The organism is Janthinobacterium sp. PSPC1-1 (assembly GCF_049897625.1).
Taxonomy (GTDB): Bacteria; Pseudomonadota; Gammaproteobacteria; order Burkholderiales; family Burkholderiaceae_D; genus Janthinobacterium; species Janthinobacterium tructae.
On sequence record NZ_JAFCWP010000003.1, the window covers coordinates 111,122 to 130,172 of the forward strand.

The 19,051-nt window shown below is 62.6% G+C and carries 16 protein-coding genes and 1 pseudogene; 9 read left to right on the forward strand and 8 right to left on the reverse strand.

The features are described 5' to 3' along the window. Window positions 1-114 precede the first annotated feature (114 nt). Together ACP7EG_RS11570 and ACP7EG_RS11575 are read right to left on the reverse strand one after the other, a co-directional pair. Complete coding sequence (locus tag ACP7EG_RS11570; RefSeq protein ID WP_426087710.1) at window positions 115-741, reverse strand: lytic transglycosylase domain-containing protein; 627 nt, start codon at window positions 739-741, stop codon at window positions 115-117. After that, window positions 738-2,477: a proline--tRNA ligase gene (locus ACP7EG_RS11575; protein WP_426087711.1), complete on the reverse strand. Its 1,740-nt coding sequence runs from the start codon at window positions 2,475-2,477 to the stop codon at window positions 738-740. Before ACP7EG_RS11575 ends, ACP7EG_RS11570 begins: the two co-directional genes overlap by 4 nt. Window positions 2,478-2,682: 205 nt before the next feature. Between ACP7EG_RS11575 and ACP7EG_RS11580 the strand changes: the two genes are divergently transcribed. Beyond that, complete coding sequence (locus ACP7EG_RS11580; protein ID WP_096237857.1) at window positions 2,683-3,315, forward strand: RNA pyrophosphohydrolase; 633 nt, start codon at window positions 2,683-2,685, stop codon at window positions 3,313-3,315. Between the two features lie 97 nt (window positions 3,316-3,412). Here ACP7EG_RS11580 and mqo read toward each other — a convergent pair whose 3' ends face one another. Beyond that, entirely contained in the window at window positions 3,413-5,002 is a 1,590-nt protein-coding gene (gene mqo, locus ACP7EG_RS11585) for a malate dehydrogenase (quinone) (RefSeq protein ID WP_426087712.1), read from the reverse strand. A 442-nt stretch (window positions 5,003-5,444) separates the two neighbouring features. Here mqo and ACP7EG_RS11590 point away from each other — a divergent pair, with 442 nt between their 5' ends. Further along, on the forward strand, window positions 5,445-5,867 hold the full coding sequence (locus ACP7EG_RS11590) for a DUF1841 family protein (protein ID WP_034780276.1): 423 nt from the start codon (window positions 5,445-5,447) through the stop codon (window positions 5,865-5,867). A 5-nt stretch (window positions 5,868-5,872) separates the two neighbouring features. Here ACP7EG_RS11590 and ACP7EG_RS11595 read toward each other — a convergent pair whose 3' ends face one another. The 3 genes from ACP7EG_RS11595 to nirK are packed head-to-tail and all read right to left on the reverse strand — an operon-like array spanning window position 5,873 to window position 10,352. After that, window positions 5,873-8,143: a nitric-oxide reductase large subunit gene (locus ACP7EG_RS11595; protein WP_426087713.1), complete on the reverse strand. Its 2,271-nt coding sequence runs from the start codon at window positions 8,141-8,143 to the stop codon at window positions 5,873-5,875. A gap of 14 nt (window positions 8,144-8,157) precedes the next feature. Next, entirely contained in the window at window positions 8,158-8,835 is a 678-nt protein-coding gene (ytfE, locus tag ACP7EG_RS11600; protein WP_426087714.1) for an iron-sulfur cluster repair protein YtfE, read from the reverse strand. A gap of 29 nt (window positions 8,836-8,864) precedes the next feature. After that, window positions 8,865-10,352, reverse strand: a complete 1,488-nt coding sequence (gene nirK / locus ACP7EG_RS11605; RefSeq protein WP_426087715.1) for a copper-containing nitrite reductase — start codon at window positions 10,350-10,352, stop codon at window positions 8,865-8,867. A 150-nt stretch (window positions 10,353-10,502) separates the two neighbouring features. On the opposite strand from nirK, the gene norR reads away from it, so the two are divergent. After that, the gene (gene norR, locus ACP7EG_RS11610) at window positions 10,503-12,059 is read left to right on the forward strand and encodes a nitric oxide reductase transcriptional regulator NorR (protein WP_426087716.1); all 1,557 of its coding nucleotides are present in this window, start codon (window positions 10,503-10,505) and stop codon (window positions 12,057-12,059) included. A 14-nt stretch (window positions 12,060-12,073) separates the two neighbouring features. On the opposite strand, the gene ACP7EG_RS11615 is transcribed toward norR, so the two are convergent. Both ACP7EG_RS11615 and ACP7EG_RS11620 read right to left on the reverse strand, forming a co-directional pair. After that, window positions 12,074-12,415, reverse strand: coding sequence for a c-type cytochrome (locus tag ACP7EG_RS11615; protein WP_071075485.1), 342 nt, complete (start codon window positions 12,413-12,415; stop codon window positions 12,074-12,076). Between the two features lie 11 nt (window positions 12,416-12,426). Beyond that, on the reverse strand, window positions 12,427-12,756 hold the full coding sequence (locus ACP7EG_RS11620) for a c-type cytochrome (RefSeq protein ID WP_092796428.1): 330 nt from the start codon (window positions 12,754-12,756) through the stop codon (window positions 12,427-12,429). A 233-nt stretch (window positions 12,757-12,989) separates the two neighbouring features. On the opposite strand from ACP7EG_RS11620, the gene ACP7EG_RS11625 reads away from it, so the two are divergent. The 6 genes and pseudogenes from ACP7EG_RS11625 to ACP7EG_RS11650 all read left to right on the forward strand — a co-directional run. Further along, the gene (locus ACP7EG_RS11625) at window positions 12,990-13,859 is read left to right on the forward strand and encodes an AAA family ATPase (RefSeq protein ID WP_071075484.1); all 870 of its coding nucleotides are present in this window, start codon (window positions 12,990-12,992) and stop codon (window positions 13,857-13,859) included. Window positions 13,860-13,868: 9 nt separating this feature from the next. After that, a complete protein-coding gene (locus ACP7EG_RS11630; RefSeq protein ID WP_426087717.1) occupies window positions 13,869-14,519 on the forward strand; it encodes a GNAT family N-acetyltransferase in 651 nt (216 codons plus the stop codon). Beyond that, window positions 14,513-15,682 (forward strand): vWA domain-containing protein, encoded by a 1,170-nt coding sequence (locus tag ACP7EG_RS11635; RefSeq protein ID WP_426087718.1) that lies wholly within the window; start codon window positions 14,513-14,515, stop codon window positions 15,680-15,682. Before ACP7EG_RS11630 ends, ACP7EG_RS11635 begins: the two co-directional genes overlap by 7 nt. A gap of 313 nt (window positions 15,683-15,995) precedes the next feature. Beyond that, a complete protein-coding gene (locus ACP7EG_RS11640; RefSeq protein ID WP_426087719.1) occupies window positions 15,996-17,183 on the forward strand; it encodes a cation:proton antiporter in 1,188 nt (395 codons plus the stop codon). Next, window positions 17,184-18,314 (forward strand): YbdK family carboxylate-amine ligase, encoded by a 1,131-nt coding sequence (locus tag ACP7EG_RS11645; RefSeq protein WP_071075480.1) that lies wholly within the window; start codon window positions 17,184-17,186, stop codon window positions 18,312-18,314. A 227-nt stretch (window positions 18,315-18,541) separates the two neighbouring features. Next, window positions 18,542-19,024 (forward strand): annotated as a pseudogene (locus ACP7EG_RS11650) (sigma-70 family RNA polymerase sigma factor); the annotation flags it as partial. Window positions 19,025-19,051 lie beyond the last annotated feature (27 nt).

The window sequence follows — 19,051 nt, forward strand, 5'->3', positions numbered from 1 at the left end:
CGCCGGCCCAACACCGAGCGAGTGCCCCGCAGCTGATTCAGCGAGCGGGGCATTTTTTTGGCCGCAAACGCCAACAATGTTGTCGGATTACGGTCTTGCAGACCTACGTCCGACCTACCCTGCCGGCTTGAATTCCCACTGCTTCCACGCCGCCCTTACCGCATTCGGATACTCGGCCCGCCCCCGGCTACCGTTATACCGCCCCAGCGCCAGGTACAAATCCCCGCGTTCCATATCCAGATACATGCGCAAGATCGCGCAGCCATAGCGCAAATTCGTTTGCATGTGGAATAGCTTGCTGCGGTCATGGTCGCCGATGACGCCCGTCCAGAACGGCATCACCTGCATGTAGCCGCGTGCGCCAGCCAGCGAGACGGCATATTTTCGGTAGGCCGACTCCACCTGGATCAGGCCCAGCACCAGGGCCGGCTCCAGGCCCGCGCGGCGCGCTTCGTACCATACCGTCTCCAGAAATTCCGTGCGCAACTGCGCGTCCGGCAGCTTGCGCTGCAGGCGTTGCGACATCTGCGCCAGCCATTGCTGGTAGCGCTGCAAGTCGGCGGGCGTGGCAAATTTGGGTTGCGGCGGGCGTTCGTCGCGGATCGCGTGCGACAGGGCCAGGCGGACGGAGTCGGCCAGCGCCTCCTCTTTCTGGTTGCCGGCCTGCGCAAAGGGAGCGCAGGCCAGGCCGGCGGCCAGCGCGAGCGCGCCAGCCGTTTTACTTAGCGATAAGCGCTTCACTGCGCCATTTTGCCCTGGATGAAGGCGACGATCTCGTCCGGCGCCACACCAGTGGCTTCCGCATCGCGGCGGCCCTGGTATTCCAGCTTGCCTTCTTTCAGGCCACGCTCGCCGATGACGATGCGGTGCGGCACGCCAATCAGTTCCCAGTCAGCAAACATGGCGCCAGGGCGCAAGCCACGGTCGTCGACGATGACATCCACGCCAGCGCCTTGCAGGGCCGCGTACAGCTTCTCCGTCTCTTCCTTGACCAGTTCGCTGCGGTCCATGCCCATCGGGCACAGCACGACTTCAAACGGCGCGATCGAGGCGGGCCAGATGATGCCCTTGTCATCGAAGTTCTGTTCGATGGCGGCGCCCAGGATGCGCGTCACGCCGATGCCGTAGCAACCCATCTGCAGCGGCGCAGGCTTGCCATTCTCGTCGAGGAAGGTGGCTTTCATGCTTTCCGAGTACGCCGTACCCAGCTGGAACACGTGACCCACTTCGATGCCACGCTCGATGGCGAGCATGCCCTGGCCGTCCGGCGAGGCGTCGCCGGCGACGACATTGCGCAAGTCGGCCACGATGGCTGGCTCGGCCACGTCACGGCCCCAGTTGGCGCCCGTGTAATGGAAACCGGCGTCATTCGCGCCGCAAACGAAGTCGCTCATGTGCGCGACCGTGCGGTCCGCCACCACGGTGACGGGTGCTTTGGTACCGATCGGGCCCAGGTAGCCAGGAATGGTGCCGTAGACTTCCAGAATTTCCGCTTCCGTCGAGAAACGGTAACCGGCCAGGCCGGCAACCTTGCCCACCTTGATCTCGTTCAATTCATGGTCGCCGCGCAGCAGCAGCATGAAATGCTGTTGCGTGACTTTGTCATCTTTGCCCGTCGTATCCACCGTCAGGGCGATGGTTTTCACGGTTTGCGACAGCTCCAGGCCCAGCAAGGTGGCCACGGTTTCGCACTTGACGGTGTCCGGCGTGGCTGTTTTCGTCAGCGCCTGGGCGGCGGCCGGGCGCTCGCCCGCTGGCGGCAGAGCTTCGGCCGCTTCCATGTTGGCGGCGTAATCGGAGGTCGGGCAGTACACGAGCGCGTCTTCACCCGTGTGGGCGATGACGTGGAATTCATGCGAACCGGAACCGCCGATGGCGCCGTTGTCGGCGGCCACGGCGCGGAATTTCAGGCCGAAGCGCGTGAAGATGCGCGTGTAGGCGTCAAACATGACCTTGTACGACGCTTGCATGCCGGCCAGGTCGCGGTCGAACGAGTACGCGTCCTTCATGGTGAATTCGCGGCCACGCATCAGGCCGAAGCGGGGACGGCGCTCGTCGCGGAACTTGGTCTGGATATGATAAAAGTTCAGCGGCAACTGGCGGTAGGACTTGATTTCCGTGCGCACGACGTCGGTGATGACTTCTTCCGACGTCGGCTGGATCGCGTATTCGCGGCCGTGGCGGTCTTTCACGCGCATCAGTTCGTCGCCCATCTTGGTCCAGCGGCCCGTCTCTTGCCACAGTTCGGCCGGCTGCACGAGCGGCATCAGCAGTTCGATGCCGGCGGCTTTGTTCATCTCGTCACGGATGATGGCTTCCACCTTGCGGATCACGCGCAAGCCCATCGGCATGTAGGTATAGATGCCGGAACCGAGGCGTTTGATCATGCCTGCACGCATCATCAATTGGTGGCTGACGATTTCCGCGTCAGAAGGTGCATCTTTAAGTGTGGAAATAAAAAAACGGGAGGCGCGCATAACGGTGAATTCTTTTTAAAAAGAGAGGGTTATAATCAACCTAATTTTAAAGGATTAGCTGGCTGATGCGTCCATACTTTACACAAATGCGCTCAATTGGTGCGATTCCGGCGCTTTTCGCACCCCGAAAAGGTCACCGGCTTGCGAAGTTGTGGGTAATTATGTAAGAAAAGGACGCTCGGTCGCAGAAAGTTTGAGGTGCATTATGCTCGACCGTGAAGGGTTTCGGCCCAACGTCGGCATCATCCTGCTAAACGCCCAGAACGAGGTGTGGTGGGGCAAGCGGGTGCGCGAGCACTCATGGCAGTTTCCGCAAGGCGGTATCAAATATGGCGAAACACCGGAACAAGCCATGTTTCGCGAACTTGAAGAGGAAATCGGACTCAGACAGGAACACGTCAAAATTGTCGGCCGCACCCGCGACTGGCTGCGCTATGAAGTGCCAGACCACTTCATCAAGCGCGAGATTCGCGGCCATTACCGTGGCCAGAAGCAGATTTGGTTTCTGCTGAGAATGTGCGCGCGCGATAACGACGTCAATCTGCGCCTGACCGACCATCCCGAGTTCGACGCCTGGCGCTGGCATGAATATTGGGTCCCGCTCGATGTCGTCATTGAATTTAAACGCGATGTGTACCAGCGCGCCTTGCAGGAGCTGTCCCGCTTCCTGACCTGGCCCGTGCATGGCAACGCACAGCAAGCGCAGCGCCACACCTCGCGCTACCTGCGCCAACCCCATGCGCCGCGCCCGCAGGACGGTGCGGTACTGGCCAAGCCTTGCGACGGCATCGCCGCCGAAGGGTGTACGCCGGAGCTGATCTTGCCGGGCAAAGGGTAGTCCACCGCAATGAACGCACTTCCCACGCAAAAGGGGCAGCCTGACCAGGCTGCCCCTTTTTACATACCGACAGGAACACCCTGCCGGTCAGGCTGATTTAATTTGCCGCAGGCGCCGGTGGCACGTCCAGCGTAATGGCTTTCAAGCCCAGGATATTGCTGCTGTAGTGGCGGATCTTGTTGGCCAGGGCCGGGTCATTGTTCAGCTTTTGACCGTATGACGGCACCATTTCCACCATCTTCGCCTGCCATTCCGGCGTCGCCAGACGGCTCTTGAATGCCGTTTGCAGCACCTTGATCATGATCGGCGGCGCGGTCGAAGCGCCAGGCGAGGCGCCCAGCAGGGCAACGATGCTGCCATCGGCGGCGCCGACGACTTCCGTGCCGAACTGCAGCAAGCCGCCTTTGACCGGGTCATCCTTGACGATCTGCACGCGCTGGCCCGCGTTTTGCAGGGTCCAGTCTTCCATCTTGGCGTTCGGCAAGTATTCGCGCAGGGTTTTCAAGCGGTCTTCCGGGGTGTTCATGACCTGTTCGACCAGGTATTTCGTCAGCGGAATATTGTCGTAGCCGGCCTGCAGCATCGGTTTCACATTGCCCGTGCCGATCGAAGCAGGCAAGTCGATCCATGAACCGTTTTTCAGGAACTTCGTCGAGAAGGTGGCAAACGGGCCAAACAGCAGCGCTTTCTTGCCATCGATGATGCGCGTATCGAGATGCGGCACGGACATCGGCGGCGAACCGACGGACGCCTTGCCGTAGACCTTGGCCGCATGCGCCGCCACCAGTTCCTGGTTGGTGGTGACCAGCCATTGGCCGCCCACCGGCACGCCGCCGTAGCCCTTGGCTTCAGGAATGCCCGATTTTTCCAGCAGCGGCAGCGAACCGCCACCGGCACCGATGAAGACGAACTTGGCGCGCACGATCTTTTCCTTGCCGGCGTTCAAGTCTTTCACCGTCACGTTCCACACGCCATCGGCGCCGCGCTGGATGTCTTCCACCTGGTGGCGCAGGTGCAGGACCATGCCATGGCTGTCCGTCAGGTATTTCACGAGGCCGCGCGTGAGGTTGCCGAAATTGACGTCGGTACCGATGTCCATGCGCGTCGCCGCCACTTTCTGGCCCTGGTCGCGCCCTTGCATGACCAGCGGCGCCCATTGCGCGATCTGCGCCGGGTCTTCCGAGAACAGCATGCCCTTGAACAGGTTTTCCTTTTGCAGCGCGGCGTAGCGCTTCTTCAAAAAGGCAATATTGTCGTCACCCCACACAAAGGCCATGTGCGGCACATTGTTGATGAAGGTCTGCGGTGCGCCCAGGTGCTTGTTGGCTACCTGATAGGCCCAGAACTGCTTGGAAATTTCGAATTGCTCGTTGATGGCAACGGCTTTCTTGGTCTCGATGCTGCCATCGGCCGCTTCCGGCGTGTAGTTCAGCTCGGCAAATGCCGAGTGGCCTGTGCCCGCGTTGTTCATCGCGTCCGAGCTTTCGGCGGCCACAGAATCGAGGCGCTCGACCATTTCCATCGTCAGCGAGGGATCGAGTTCCTTGAGCATGCTGCCCAGGGTGGCGCTCATGGTGCCGGCGCCGATCAGCAGCACGTCGACCGGTTTTTCGGACGAGGCCGGAGGGGTCTTGTCACATGCCGCCAGGATCAGGCACGACATCAAAAGTAATAGCGATTTACGCATTCGTAACTCCATTTTTGGATACTGAAAGATGATTCTTGCGCGCCACCGTGGCGGCACCATCGCTGTATGAAATGAAAACAGTTGGCCAACCGGCACGCCAGGGCGGCCGGACAGGTCAATGTCGATGGTGATAGGCATGCTGCCGCGCTCCGGGATACGCCAGGAGCGAGATCCGGTGGCAAAGGTGCGGGCAATGGAAGCACGCAATGGCAACAAAATCGCCATCGTGTCCAGAGCAAATATCAAGAGCGGCGATTTTATCACCGTTATTTGGCACCGCCAGCCCGTGGCGGTAGTGGATAATACTTACTGCAGGGTATTAAATTGCGGTGACTATCGGGTCATGCCAGCGCGTGCCAGACGGCAAAAAGGGCATCCTCGATGCCCTTTGCGTATCTACGCGGTACAATGCCGGCTGCCCTTTAGCCATAGTCCTTCAGCCATGTTCAACCCCTCTTCCGACGATGTGCGCCGCTTCTTTTGCGAAACATTACGCAAGCACCGCGCCCATGAGATCCTCACGCCGATGGAAGCCATCGCGCTCGACTGGATCCTCGAACATCCCGAGTATGAAAACGAGCTCTCCGACGTCGAAGCGGCACTGGCGCGCGACTATTCCGTCGAAGGGGGACAAGCCAATCCTTTCCTGCACCTGTCCATGCATCTGTCGATCACGGAGCAGGTGCAGGTGGACCAGCCGCGCGGCATCCGCCCGGCCGTCCAGCAGCTGACCCAGCGCCTCGATTCGGCCCATGCCGCCCAGCACGAAGTGATGGAATGCCTGGGCCAGATGATCTGGGCTTCGCAGCGCTCGGGCTTGCCGCCCGATACGGACGCCTACATCGACTGCGTCCGCAGGCGTTAACCGGGCTACACCGCCGAAGGTTGCAGTACAGCTGCCTTCGGCGCCTTGCCCATCAAACCCAGCACCACCTGCAGCGCCATGGCCACCGCGCCGACGATGAACACCACGTCGCCGAAGGTGCGTACCCAGCGCAGGTTCTGCAACAGCGGCTGCTGCATGAATGCCTCGCTGCGCGCATACCACAGGCCTTCCGTCACGCTGGCGTGGAACTGGATGATGCCAATCGGCAGCAAGCTGGTAAAGAGCATCAGCACCAGGCCCCCGTTCAAGCCCCAGAACGCCGTCTTCATCAAGGCAGGGCTGAAGCGGTAATCGGGCCGCAAATAGCGCAGCACCAGCAAGGTAAAGCCCAGCGCCAGGAAACCGTACACGCCGAACAGCGCGGCATGCGCATGCGTCGCGGTGGTGTTGAGTCCCTGGATGTAATACAGCGCCACGGGCGGGTTGATCATGAAGCCGAAGACACCGGCGCCCAGCATGTTCCAGAAGGCGACGGCGACAAAGCACATCATCGGCCAGCGCAACTGCTCCATCCACGGCGCGCGCGCTTTCAGGCGCCAGTTCTCCCAGGCCTCGTGGCCCAGCACGATCAGCGGCACCACTTCGAGCGCGCTGAAGCTCGCGCCGATGGCCATCACGGGCGTGGTGGTGCCGGAAAAGTACAGATGGTGGAAGGTGCCGGGTATGCCGCCCAGCATGAACAGCGAGGCCGACGCCAGGCTGGCCGTCGTGGCCATGCGCACCGACACCAGGCCCAGGGTCGAGAAGATGAAGGCCAGCGCCGTGGTGGCGAACACTTCAAAGAAGCCTTCCACCCACAGATGCACCACCCACCAGCGCCAGTACTCCATCACCGACAGGTGCGTGCGTTCGCCGTAGAACAGGCCGGCGCCATAGAACAGGCCGATGGCGCCCACGGACGCGGTCAGCAGCGCCAGCAGGTTCCTGTCGCCGCCCGGCTGGCGCAGGGCCGGCACGACGCCGCGCAGCATCAGCACGAGCCACAGCAAGATACCGACAAACTTGCCGATCTGCCACAAACGTCCCAGGTCCACATATTCATAGCCCTGGTGGCCGAGCCAGAAATTCCACTCGGGCGGCATGATTTGCGCAATGGCCAGGTAATTGCCGATAAACGAGCCGACGACGACAGCGACCAGGGCCCAGAACAGCACGTCGACGCCCAGGCGCTGCCACTTCGGATCCTTGCCGCCATTGATCAGGGGCGCGAGGAACAGGCCGGCGGCCAGGAAGCCCGTGGCGATCCAGAACAGCGCGGCCTGGATATGCCAGGTACGCGTGAGCGCATACGGGAACCAGCGCGACACGTCGATGCCGTAGAACTGCTGCCCTTCCACCGTGTAGTGCGCCGTGAAGCCACCGATGAAGACCTGGAAGATGAACAGCGCCACTACCAGGAACAGATATTTTCCCAGTCCCCGCTGCGAGGGCGTGAGCGCAAACGTCGTCAAGGGGTCGCGCGCGCCGGGCGTCGGCAGCGCTTCGTCATGGTCGCGCAAAAAGGCCCAGCCCCAGACGAGGAAGCCCACGCCGGCCAGCAGCACCACCACGCTGGCGACCGACCAGACGAGGTTTTCGCCGCTGGGCTGGTTGCCGATCAGCGGTTCATGCGGCCAGTTGTTCGTATAGGTCACTTTCTGGCCCGGACGCTCGGTGGCGGCGGCCCACGCCGTCCAGAAGAAGAACTGCGTCATCTGCGCGCGCCGCTCGGCGCTGGGCAGGGTGTTTTCCTTCATGGCGAAATGCTCGCGGCTGGCGTGCAGCGCAGGCGCGTCGGAGAACAGCTGGTCGTAATAGTGCGCCGTGTTGGCGATGGCTTGCACGCGGCGCGCCGACAGGTGCAGTACTTGTTCTTCATCGACCCGGTTGGCGCGGTATTCCATCTTGAGCGCTTCGCGCAGCGCCGCCTGCGCGGGGCCGTCGAGCGCCGCGTACGCCTTGCCATGCTGCTCTTGCGCGGCCAGTTCCAGCCAGGCCGTCAGTTCGCGGTGCAGCCAGTCGGCCGTCCAGTCGGGCGCCTGGTAGGCGCCGTGGCCCCAGATGGAGCCCAGCTGCATGCCGCCCACCGATTGCCAGGCCGTCTGGCCGTCGAGGATGCCCTCGCGGTCGAACAGTTGCCGGCCATCCTGCGCCAGCACTTGCGCGGGAATGGGCGGCGCCTGCCGGTAAACTTCCGTGCCGTAGTAGCCGAGCAGCGAAAACGTCACGATCAGCACACCGATCAGGGTGAACCAGAGTTTTTTATAGGGACCCATGGGTCTTTCCTTTGTCAGTGCACCACGGCCGGCGCAAAGCGCTCGAACAGGATATTGTTTTCAGTATGGATGTGCGCCATCAGGTCGGCACGGAAGGTGCGCAAGCCCGTATACAGCGCGCGCCAGGTGGTGCAGGCGCCACCAGGTGCGGTGATATCGTTCGTCATCGCCTCCATCGCGCGCAGGGCCACGCCATGGTCGTCGTGCTCCATGCGCATCACGTTGATGGGCGCGCCGGCCCGGGGGCCCTGGCCGCGCACGATCATCGGGAACAGCACATCTTCTTCCTTGCGCATATGGCTTTCCAGCTCCTGCGCCATGGCCGACAGGTGTTCCGCCAGCCCGTGCGGACAGTCGGCGCGGTCGCCATGCACCTGCTCGACCTTGCGCGCCAGGCGTATCAGTTCGGGCAACTGCTCGCGGTGCACGGCGTGATAGCGCGCCAGGATGTGTTCCACCAGCTCGGTGGCCGGGGCGTCCTGCCAGTCACGCTCGCCGCTGGTATCTGCGCGCTCTGCCAGCAGCCGCAGTTCCTCGACGATGGGCGCCGTGTCCACGCCGGCCGCTTCGGCCGCCGCGCGCAGGGTCTTGTTGCCGCCGCAGCAGAAATCCAGGCGGTGCGCATCGAACAGGCGCGTGGCGCCAGGGATGCGGCGGGCCAGCTGGCCCAGGGATAATTCGATCATTTCCATAACAGTTCCTTGAGGATGAATAGGTAGATTTAATGCACGGCGCCCGCGTGGTAGACGCCGGGCACGGGTTCGCCCGTCACTTCCAGCACGCCCACGGCGCCCTTGCCGGCGCGCGACAAGGCATGGTCAACCAGCAGATAGCTGCCTGGGTGCTGCACCTTGAGTTCGACGATGGTCGCGCCGCCCGGTGCCACCAGGGTGGTTTGCACGTCGTGTTTCGGGCTGCTGATCGAGCCTTCGCTATACACCTTGTCGAAGATCTCGCCGATGATGTGGAACGATGAAATCTTGTTCGGACCACCGACGCCAAAATAGATGCGCACCGTCTCGCCGACTTTCGCCTGCAATTTATGCGTCTTGCTCAGGGCGCCCACTTCGCCATTGAAGACGTAGTAGTCGGGCAGTTCATTAGCCATTTTTTCCAGGTTCGCTTCCTGGTGCACGGGCGCGCCGTGCGGACGGCCCGTATACATCTCGCCCTGCATCACGTAATACTCGCGGTCCACCTTCGACAAGCCGCCTTCCGGTTCGACCAGGATCATGCCGTACATGCCGGCCGCGATATGCTGCGGCACCAGCGGCGTGGCGCAGTGGTAGACGAACAGTCCCGGATTGAGCGCCTTGAAGGTGACGGTTTTTTCCTGCCCCGGCGCGACCTGCGTGTGCTGTCCGCCGCCATGGCCGCCCGTCACGGCGTGCAAATCGATCGAGTGGATCATCTTGCTGTCCTTGGCGTTGAACAGGGTCAGTTCGACCGTGTCTCCCACCTTCGCGCGCAGCATCGGGCCGGGCACCTGACGGTTGAAGGTCCAGTACGTAAAAGTGGTGCCGTCATCGAGCTTGCCCGGCAATTCCACCGTCTCCATGCGGTACTTGAGCAACTGCGGCGCGCGCGCGCCGATGGCGGCCGGTACCTGCGCCGGATTGGCGGCCACGTTGACGGCCGAGAGATCGGGGCCGCGCATCGGCGACGGCGCGGGCGTGTACAAGGCCAGCGCGGCGGCCTGGCTCGATTCGCTGGCAGCGCTGCCGGCGGCGGCCTTCGGTGCCCCGGCTTCGGCCAGCGACGTGCCGGTGACTTCCAGCTTGCCTTCCATGCCGATCTGGCGGTGGCCGGGGATCGAGCAGTAATAGGTAAACGTGCCGGCGCGCGTGACCTTGAAGCGCACGCTGGTGCTGCCGCTATTGGCGCTGAATTTGGCGGATGCGACGTTGAGTTCCGGGATCAGCAGATCGTGCTCGGCGCCTTCGCCGCTTTTCAGCACCAGTTCGACCGTATCGCCCACCTTGGCCGCCAGCATGGGATTGACCTGGCCCTTGGCGTCGATGAAGACCATCTTGCCGTCGACGATATTGGTTTGCAGTTCATAGCGCTTGACCGCGGCGCTGGCTGGTTTGGCCGCAGTGGCGGCAGCGCTGGCCGGCAGGCTCGCCTGGGCTTGCACGGACAGGGGCATGGCCAGGACACAGACGGCGGCGGCGGCGGCAATGGCGCGGAGGGAGGGAGTCGTTTTCATCAAGCTTTCCTTGGTCTTGTATGCCGGTTCGGCCCCCTTATCTAGGCAAACCGTGTGCCAGGAAAAACTTGTTTTAAATCAACGATTTGAAAAATGCAGGGTCGGCATGACCCTGTTTAGGCGTGGTCCGTTGTACCCTGCATGGTAGTTATGACCACCACTGCCATCCACCTGCTGTTACTCACCGACCTGGTCGCCGACCTGCCCGTGGCCGTGCGCCTGCAGCGCCTGGTGGGCAGCCTGCGCGCGCACTTCGGCTGCGAGGCCGTGGCCTTGCTCAAGCTCGATGGCGAGCACCTGCGCCCCGTGGCGATGGCCGGCCTGGCCAGCGATGCGCTGGGACGCCGCTTCGCCGTCGCCGACCACCCGCGCCTGGCCGCCATCCTGCAGCGGCGCGGCGTACTGTGCTTCCATCACGACAGCTCCCTGCCCGATCCCTACGATGGTCTGATCGCCGAGCGGGCCGGCGAGCCGCTGCCCGTGCACGACTGCATGGGCATGGCGCTGGACCTGGAAGGCGAACGCTGGGGCGTGATCACGCTCGATGCGCTGCAGGTGGGTACCTTCGACACGCGCGCGCAGCGCGACCTGGGCGAGCTGGCCTGTGCCATCGAGGCGGCCGTGCGCGTCACGCGCCTGGAAACGGAAATCCGCGCGCTGCGCCTGTCGGGCGGCGCCATGCTGGCCGATGCGCAAGCGCCGCGCGAGGAACACGACTTCGTCGGCCAGAGCAGCGCCATCACGCAGCTGCTGCATGAATTGCAGGTGGTGGCCGAATCGGACCTGCCCGTGCTGCTGCTGGGAGAAACGGGCGTGGGCAAGGAATTGTGCGCACACCGCCTGCACCGCTTGTCGCGCCGCGCCGGCAAGCCCTTGATCCACGTCAATTGCGCGGCCTTGCCGGAATCCCTGGCCGAAAGCGAATTGTTCGGCCATGTGCGCGGTGCGTTTTCCGGCGCCGTCAGCGACCGGCCAGGCCGATTCGAAGCGGCCGAAGGGGGCACGCTGTTCCTCGATGAAGTGGGCGAATTGCCGCTGTCGATACAGGCCAAGCTGCTGCGCACTTTGCAAAATGGCGAAATCCAGCGCCTGGGCGCGGACCGGCCACGCCGGGTCAACGTGCGCGTCATCGCCGCCACCAACCGCAGCTTGCGCGAGCATGTGCGCGACGGCACGTTCCGCGCCGATCTGTATCACCGTTTATCGGTCTATCCCGTGCCGATTCCGCCGCTGCGCGAGCGGGGCAACGACGTGTTGCTGCTGGCTGGCGGTTTTCTTGAACTGAACCGCGCGCGCCTGGGGCTGCGCAGCCTGCGCCTGTCGGCCGCGGCGGAAAACGCGCTATGCCACTACCGCTGGCCGGGCAACGTGCGCGAACTCGAGCATGTGATCAGCCGGGCCGCGCTAAAAGCGGTGATCCGCGGCGCGAACCGCAAGGACATCGTGACCCTGGAAACGGATATGCTCGACCTCGATGCGCTGGAAGCGCCGGCCGGCACGGATGCGCTGCCGCCAGTGCCAGGCGCGTGCGGCACGCCGGCGGCGCCGCAGCTGTCGATGCATCAGATCGTGGAAGCGAGCCAGCGCCAGGCCATCCGGCAAGCGCTGGTCCTGCATCAGGATAACTGGGCCGCTGCCGCGCGTCAGCTAGGGCTCGACGCCAGCAATTTACATAAACTGGCGCGCCGGGTGGGACTGAAAGCCTGACGCTGCGCGACAACTCAGCGGTGAATGACCAGGGTGGTCGGCAGGCTGTGCAGGTAGGCGGCCAGGTCCTTGATATCCTGGTTGCTCAGCGGTTTCACCTGGCCCGTCATGATGGCGTTGTTGCGGCCATTGGCCTTGTCGCCCCGTTTATACGCCGTCAAGGCGTGTTCCAGGTAATCCTTGTGCTGGCCCGCCAGTTTCGGGTACGAGGGGTCGATGGGCGAACCGTAATCCTTGCCGTGGCAGGTGGCGCAGCTGTATTTTTCGGCCAGGGCCTTGCCCGTGTTGATATTGCCGGCGGCACTGGCGCCGAACGAGACGGTGGCGCAAACGAGGGCGGCGAGTAGTGTTTTCATCTGGCTGATCCTCAGTTCGGCTTGGCTTGTTGCGCATAATACGCGGCGACATCGGCGATATCCTGGTCCGACAGGCTGCTGGCGATGCCCTTCATGCTGGGATGCTTGCGATCGCCCTTCTTGTAGGCTTGCAGCGCATTTTCGATATATTTTGCCGGCTGGCCGCCGATCATCGGCACCTGGAACACTTCGGGGAAGGTCGCCTTGTAACCGGGAATGCCGTGGCAACCGATACACATTTCCACCTTGGCAGTCGCTGCCTTGGCGTTTCCTACAATGTCAGCCGCTGTGACGGCATTTGCTATGCCGGCAAGCACGAGAAGTGCAAATATTTTTTTCATAGTGGCAATGTGAACAAAGGTAATCGGAGAAACGCCAGAGCTGGTTTTTTTTGATCTTATGTGTTGACAATTAAGGTTGACAATTAATCTGCTGCTTGCCGATTCTAGCCAAGATATTCTTGCAAGTCCACCTATAAAACCCGCATTGTAGGCAGGCGGGCACAGGCCGTCCGCGTGGCGGTGCGCCACAGTTCTGTTTATACTCTCCATTTCCCTACTTTGGCAGACCGCTCATGCAAGCACAGCACTCCCAGCAAGGCCAACGCTTCGAAGGTTCCGACAGCTATGTCGCCACCGCCGACCTGAAACTGGCCGTGAACGCGGCGCTGACCCTGCAACGCCCGCTGCTGATCAAGGGCGAACCGGGCACGGGCAAGACCATGCTGGCCGAGGAAGTGGCGGCCGCACTGAACATGCCGCTGATGCAATGGCATATCAAATCGACCACCAAGGCGCAGCAGGGCCTGTACGAGTACGACGCCGTGTCGCGCCTGCGCGATTCGCAGCTGGGCGACGAGCGCGTGCGCGACATCCAGAATTACATCGTCAAGGGCGTGCTGTGGCAGGCATTCACGGCGCCCGAACCGGTGGTACTGCTGATCGACGAGATCGACAAGGCCGACATCGAATTCCCGAACGACTTGCTGCGCGAACTCGATCGCATGGAATTCTATGTCTACGAGACGCGCGAAATGGTCACGGCGCGCCATCGTCCGCTGGTCATCATCACCTCGAACAACGAGAAGGAATTGCCGGACGCCTTCCTGCGCCGCTGCTTTTTCCATTACATCAAATTCCCGGACAAGGACACGATGGAGCAGATCGTCGCCGTCCACTACCCGCACCTGAAACAGGAATTGCTGGCGCAGGCGCTGCAAACCTTCTATGAAGTGCGCGACGTGCCGGGACTGAAGAAAAAACCGTCGACCTCGGAATTTCTCGACTGGCTCAAGCTCCTGCTGGCCGAAGACATCCCTGCCGAGGCACTGCGCAGCAAGGACAATAAAGCCGTGGTGCCGCCGCTGCACGGCGCGCTGCTGAAAAACGAGCAGGACGTGCACCTGTTCGAGCGCCTGATGTTCATGTCGCGCACCAACCGCTAAGGAGCGCCGGTGAACGACATCAGCCCGGACAAGGTCTTCGTGCCCCTGGAACTGCACGGTATCCGCCTCGAAGCGCTGGCGCCGCACCACGCGCAAGGCCTGCGCGCGGCGGCCACGGATGGCGAACTGTGGAATCTGCGCGTCACCTCCGTGCCCGAACCGGAGCAGGTGGACCAGTATATTTTCAAGGGCATCGAAATGCGCCCTTCGCGCTTCGCCTTTGCCGTCATCGACGTGGCCAGCGGCGAGGTGCTGGGCACCACCAGCTACCACGACGTGCTGCCAGCCATTGGCCGCCTGGAAATCGGCTACACCTGGTATGCGCAGCGCAGCCAGCGCAGCCACGTCAACACCACCTGCAAATTGCTGCTGCTGGCGCACGCCTTCGACACCCTCGGCTGCGCGCTGGTGGGCCTGCGCACCGATAATTTCAACCACGCCTCGCAGGCGGCCATCGAACGCCTGGGCGCAAAAAAGGATGGCGTGCTGCGCCACCATGCGCTGCGCCGCGACGGCACCGTGCGCGACACCGTCATGTACAGCATCACGCGCGGAGAATGGCCGGAAATTGCCGCCCATCTGCGCTACAAGCTGGCGCAGCGTCCCATCGCCGCACTGCCTCCCGCAGGACACGCAGGGACAGAGGAAGCGCCATGCTGATCGATTTCTTCTTCACGCTCAAGGATGCGAAGATTCCCGTCTCGATCAAGGAATTTCTGACCCTGCTTGAAGCGCTGCAAAAGAACGTCATCGGCGCTTCGATGGACGATTTCTACTATCTGGCGCGCCTGACCCTGGTCAAGGATGAAGCCCATTTCGATAAATTCGACCGCGCGTTTGCGCAGTACTTCAAGGGCGTCAATGCGGCCTTCGAGACGAACGCGGCGATTCCGCTCGACTGGCTGCTGAAACGCATGCAGCGCGAGCTGTCCGAGGAGCAGAAGGCGCAGCTGGAAAAATTCGGCTACGACAAGCTGATGGACCGCCTGAACGAGCTGCTGAAGGAGCAGAAGGAGCGCCACGAGGGCGGCAGCAAGTGGATCGGCACGGGCGGCACCTCGCCGTTCGGCAATGGCGGCACGAATCCGGAAGGCATCCGCATCGGCGGCAAGGGCGGCAACCGCACGGCCGTCAAGGTCTGGGAAGCGCGCAGCTACAAGGATTACGACGGCGAGCGCGAACTGGGCACGCGCAACATCAAGGTGGCCTTGCGCCGCTTGCGCAGGTTCGCGCGCGAAGGCGCGGAAGACGAACTGGCGCTGGACGCCACCATCGCCGCCACGGCGAATAACGCGGGTTATCTCGACATCCGGATGCGGCCCGAGCGCAAGAACCGCATCAAGGTGCTGATGCTGTTCGACGTGGGCGGCAGCATGGACGACCATATCGAGCGCACCGAGGAACTGTTTTCGGCGGCGAAGACGGAATTCAAGAACATGGAGTTCTTTTACTTCCATAACTGCGTCTACGACACCTTGTGGAAGAACAACCGGCGCCGCAACGCCGAGCGTTTCCCCACCTGGGACGTGCTGCGCAAATACCCGCCCGACACCAAGCTGATTTTCGTCGGCGACGCCACCATGAGTCCCTATGAAATCCTGCAACCGGGCGGCAGCGTCGAATATAACAACGAAGAAGCGGGATCGACGTGGCTGGCGCGCTTTACCCAGGCGTTCCCGAAATTCATCTGGCTCAATCCGGAAGCGGAAGGCCTGTGGCAGTACCGCCAGTCGATCGGCGTGATGCGGCAATTGATGAACAACCGCATGTTCCCCCTGTCGATCGACGGGCTGGAACGGGGCATGCGTCTGCTCAGTAAATAAAAGCCCGCAACAAAAAGTCCATGGCGGCACGGGGCCGCCATGCCGTACACTGCCGTACAAAACTACCGTGCGGAGCATCTCCGCTGCGGGCGGGTACCATACGCTGACACCAGCCCTGCCCCATCCTGCTGCATCCTGTGCGCGGCCGCCATGGCCGCGACACTGTTCGATTGCGCACATCGTGCGCGCCTTCTGCTCCGGTAGAATCGGCGTATCGCTCTGCGCAAACCATGCACCATCGCTGCACCACGACATTGCCGCGCCAGCCTCCGTGCTGCCGGCCGGTGCCAGCGCCATTTTCAAAGGAATGAGCATGCAAAGTCTGATCTCGATCGCCGCCGACCTGTCCTGGCCGTTCGCCATTACCCTGGCCTGGGTGGTGGGCGAATTCGGTCACCGCTGGACGGGCCTGCCGCGCATCAGTTTTTACGGCGTGATCGGTTTCGCCCTGGCGCAGACGCAGGTAGGCGTGCTGCCGCAGACGGACGCTGGCCCCATGCTGGTGCTGGCCGACGTGGCCTTCGGCCTGATCCTGTTCGAGGTGGGCTACCGCATCAACCTGCGCTGGCTGAAGAACAACCCGTGGATCGCCGTCACTGGCCTGGTCGAATCCCTGCTGACCTTTGCCGTCGTCTACTTCATCGGCATCGAATTCGGCAGCACCTCGATGACGGCGCTGCTGCTGGCGTCCTTGGCCATGTCCACCTCGCCGGCCACCATCATGCGCGTCATCAACGAGGAACGCAGCTCGGGCCAGGTGACGGAACGCATCGTCCACCTCACCGCCCTCAACTGCGTGCTGGCCGTCTTCACGTTCAACATCATCGTCGGCTTCTGGATGTTCCAGAGCTCCACCGACTTGATCGAGGCGAGCAGCAGCAGCGCCGCCGTGCTGGCCGCCTCCGTGGCCGCCGGCACCGTCTTCGGCATCGTCGTGCCGGCCATGCTGCGCCGCCTGGGCAATATGGCGCAGGATGCCACCGTCGCCTTTGCACTGTCGGTGATGCTGCTCGTCGCCCTGACCTACACCACCAGCCTGTCGCCGCTCTTGGCCACCCTGACGTTCGGCCTGGTGGCGCGCCACCGCCGCGTCGCCTTCAGCCAGGCGCAGCGCAATTTCGGCGCATTGGGCGAGCTGCTGACGGTGCTGCTGTTCGTGTATGCCGCCTCGACCCTGGAATGGGCCAGCGTGACGGCCGGCGCGGGCCTGGCCCTGGCCGTCGTCGGCGGGCGCCTGCTGACCAAAGTCGCCGGCGTGGCCGCGTTCTCGCATGTCAGCGGCATTTCCTGGCGCAAGGGCGTGCTGACGGGCGTGGCGCTGACGCCCGTCTCCGTCTTCATCATCCTGCTGCTCGAGCACGCGCGCCAGCACGGCGTGAACTTCGGCGACGAATTGAACTCCCTGGCCGCCATCACCCTGGGCCTGGAACTGATCGGCCCCGTGCTGGTGCAGCGCGTGCTGATGCTGGCCAAAGAAACCCACGAAATCAAGGAGCGCTAAATGCCGCTGGAACCCTTTGGCCAATCGGCCGCGCTGACCTTCGGCGTCGAACTCGAACTGCAACTGGTGAACCTGTCGGACTACGACTTGACGGCCGCCAGCCCCGACCTGCTGCATCTGCTGAACAAGAAACCGTTCCCCGGCAACGTCACACCGGAAATCACCGAGAGCATGATCGAGATTAACTCGAGCGTGCACACGCATCACGGCCCCCTGCTGGAGCAATTGCAGGAAATCCGCGACACCTTGATCACGGCCGGCGACAAGCTCAATATCGGCATCGCCGGCGGCGGCACGCATCCGTTCCAGCAATGGTCGTCGCAAAAGATCTTTTCCAAGCCACGCTTCCAGGAAATCTCGGAGCTGTACGGCTACTTGGCCAAGCAATTCACCATCTTCGGCCAGCACGTGCACATCGGCTGCGCCTCAGGCGATGACGCCATGTTCCTGCTGCACTCGCTGAACCGCTACATCCCCCACTTCATCGCTCTGTCGGCTTCCTCGCCCTACGTGCAGGGACGCGACACCCTGTTCGATTCGGCCCGCCTGAACTCCGTGTTCGCGTTTCCCATGAGCGGGCGCGCGCCGTTTACGCTGAGCTGGGAGCAGTTCTCCAACGAGTACTTCGCCAAGATGGAGAACACGGGCATCATCAAGAGCATGAAGGATTTTTACTGGGACATCCGTCCTAAGCCGGAATTCGGCACCATCGAACTGCGCGTGTGCGACACGCCGCTGACGGTGGAGCGGGCCGCCGCGCTGGCCGCCTACCTGCAGGCGCTGTGCCGCTACCTACTCGAACGCAAGGAGGTGCCGCCGGTGGAAGACGATTACCTCGTGTATAACTACAACCGCTTCCAGGCTTGCCGCTTCGGCCTCGATGGCGCCATCACGCATCCGAAAACCTACGAGACGATGTCGCTGCGCGAAGACATCATGACCACCCTGCGCAAGATGGAACCGCACGCCGAAGCGCTGGGCAGCACGCCGGCCCTGAAACACCTGTCGGACGTGGCCAAGCAATGGAGCGATGCGCAATACCTGCGCAAGCAGCACAGCCTGCAGGGCAGCGCCGAGGGCATGGTCGATTCGGCCATCCGATGTTTTCGCGGTGAACCGATGAACTATTGACGCTGTCCAGCATGAAAACGTAGGTCGGATTAGCGGCGTAGCCGCGTAATCCGACTGGCGCCGCCAACAATGTTGTCGGATTACGGTCCTTCGGACCTAATCCGACCTACCGCCCCTCAACCCAAAAAACCACACCCCGCCTGCCCGTCATTTACAGCCCCCACCCCCGCTTGTTACAATAAGTGAGAATGATTCTTATTATTGTTTAAAAATGCAAAGGGAACGCGATGCCGCTGGCAGAGCCGCTACAACGCCAGGACATCGCGACACTGTATGCCGACCACCACGGCTGGCTGCAGGGCTGGCTGCGCAAGAAGCTGGGTAGCACGGCTTGCGCGGCCGATGTGGCGCAGGATACCTTCATGCGCCTGCTCGACCGCGAGGAGGCCGTCGCCGCGCGCGAGCCGCGTGCCTTTCTGGCTACCGTGGCGCAGCGCGTGCTGTTCAACCATTACCGTCGCCAGAAGCTGGAACAGGCTTATCTGAACGTGCTGGCACAGCTGCCGCCCCCGCATGCGCCATCGCCGGAAGAACGGGCGCTGCTGCTGTCCACCGTGTTTGAACTCGACCGCATGCTCGACGGCTTGCCGCCCCCCGTGAAACGGGCTTTCCTGCTGCGCCAGCTCGACGAGCTGCCGCAGGAAGACATCGCGCGCCAGCTCGGCATCTCGCTGGCGACAGTAAAACGCCATCTGCAGCGCGCCGGCAGCGCCACGCAGGCGTGGCAGCAGCTGCAA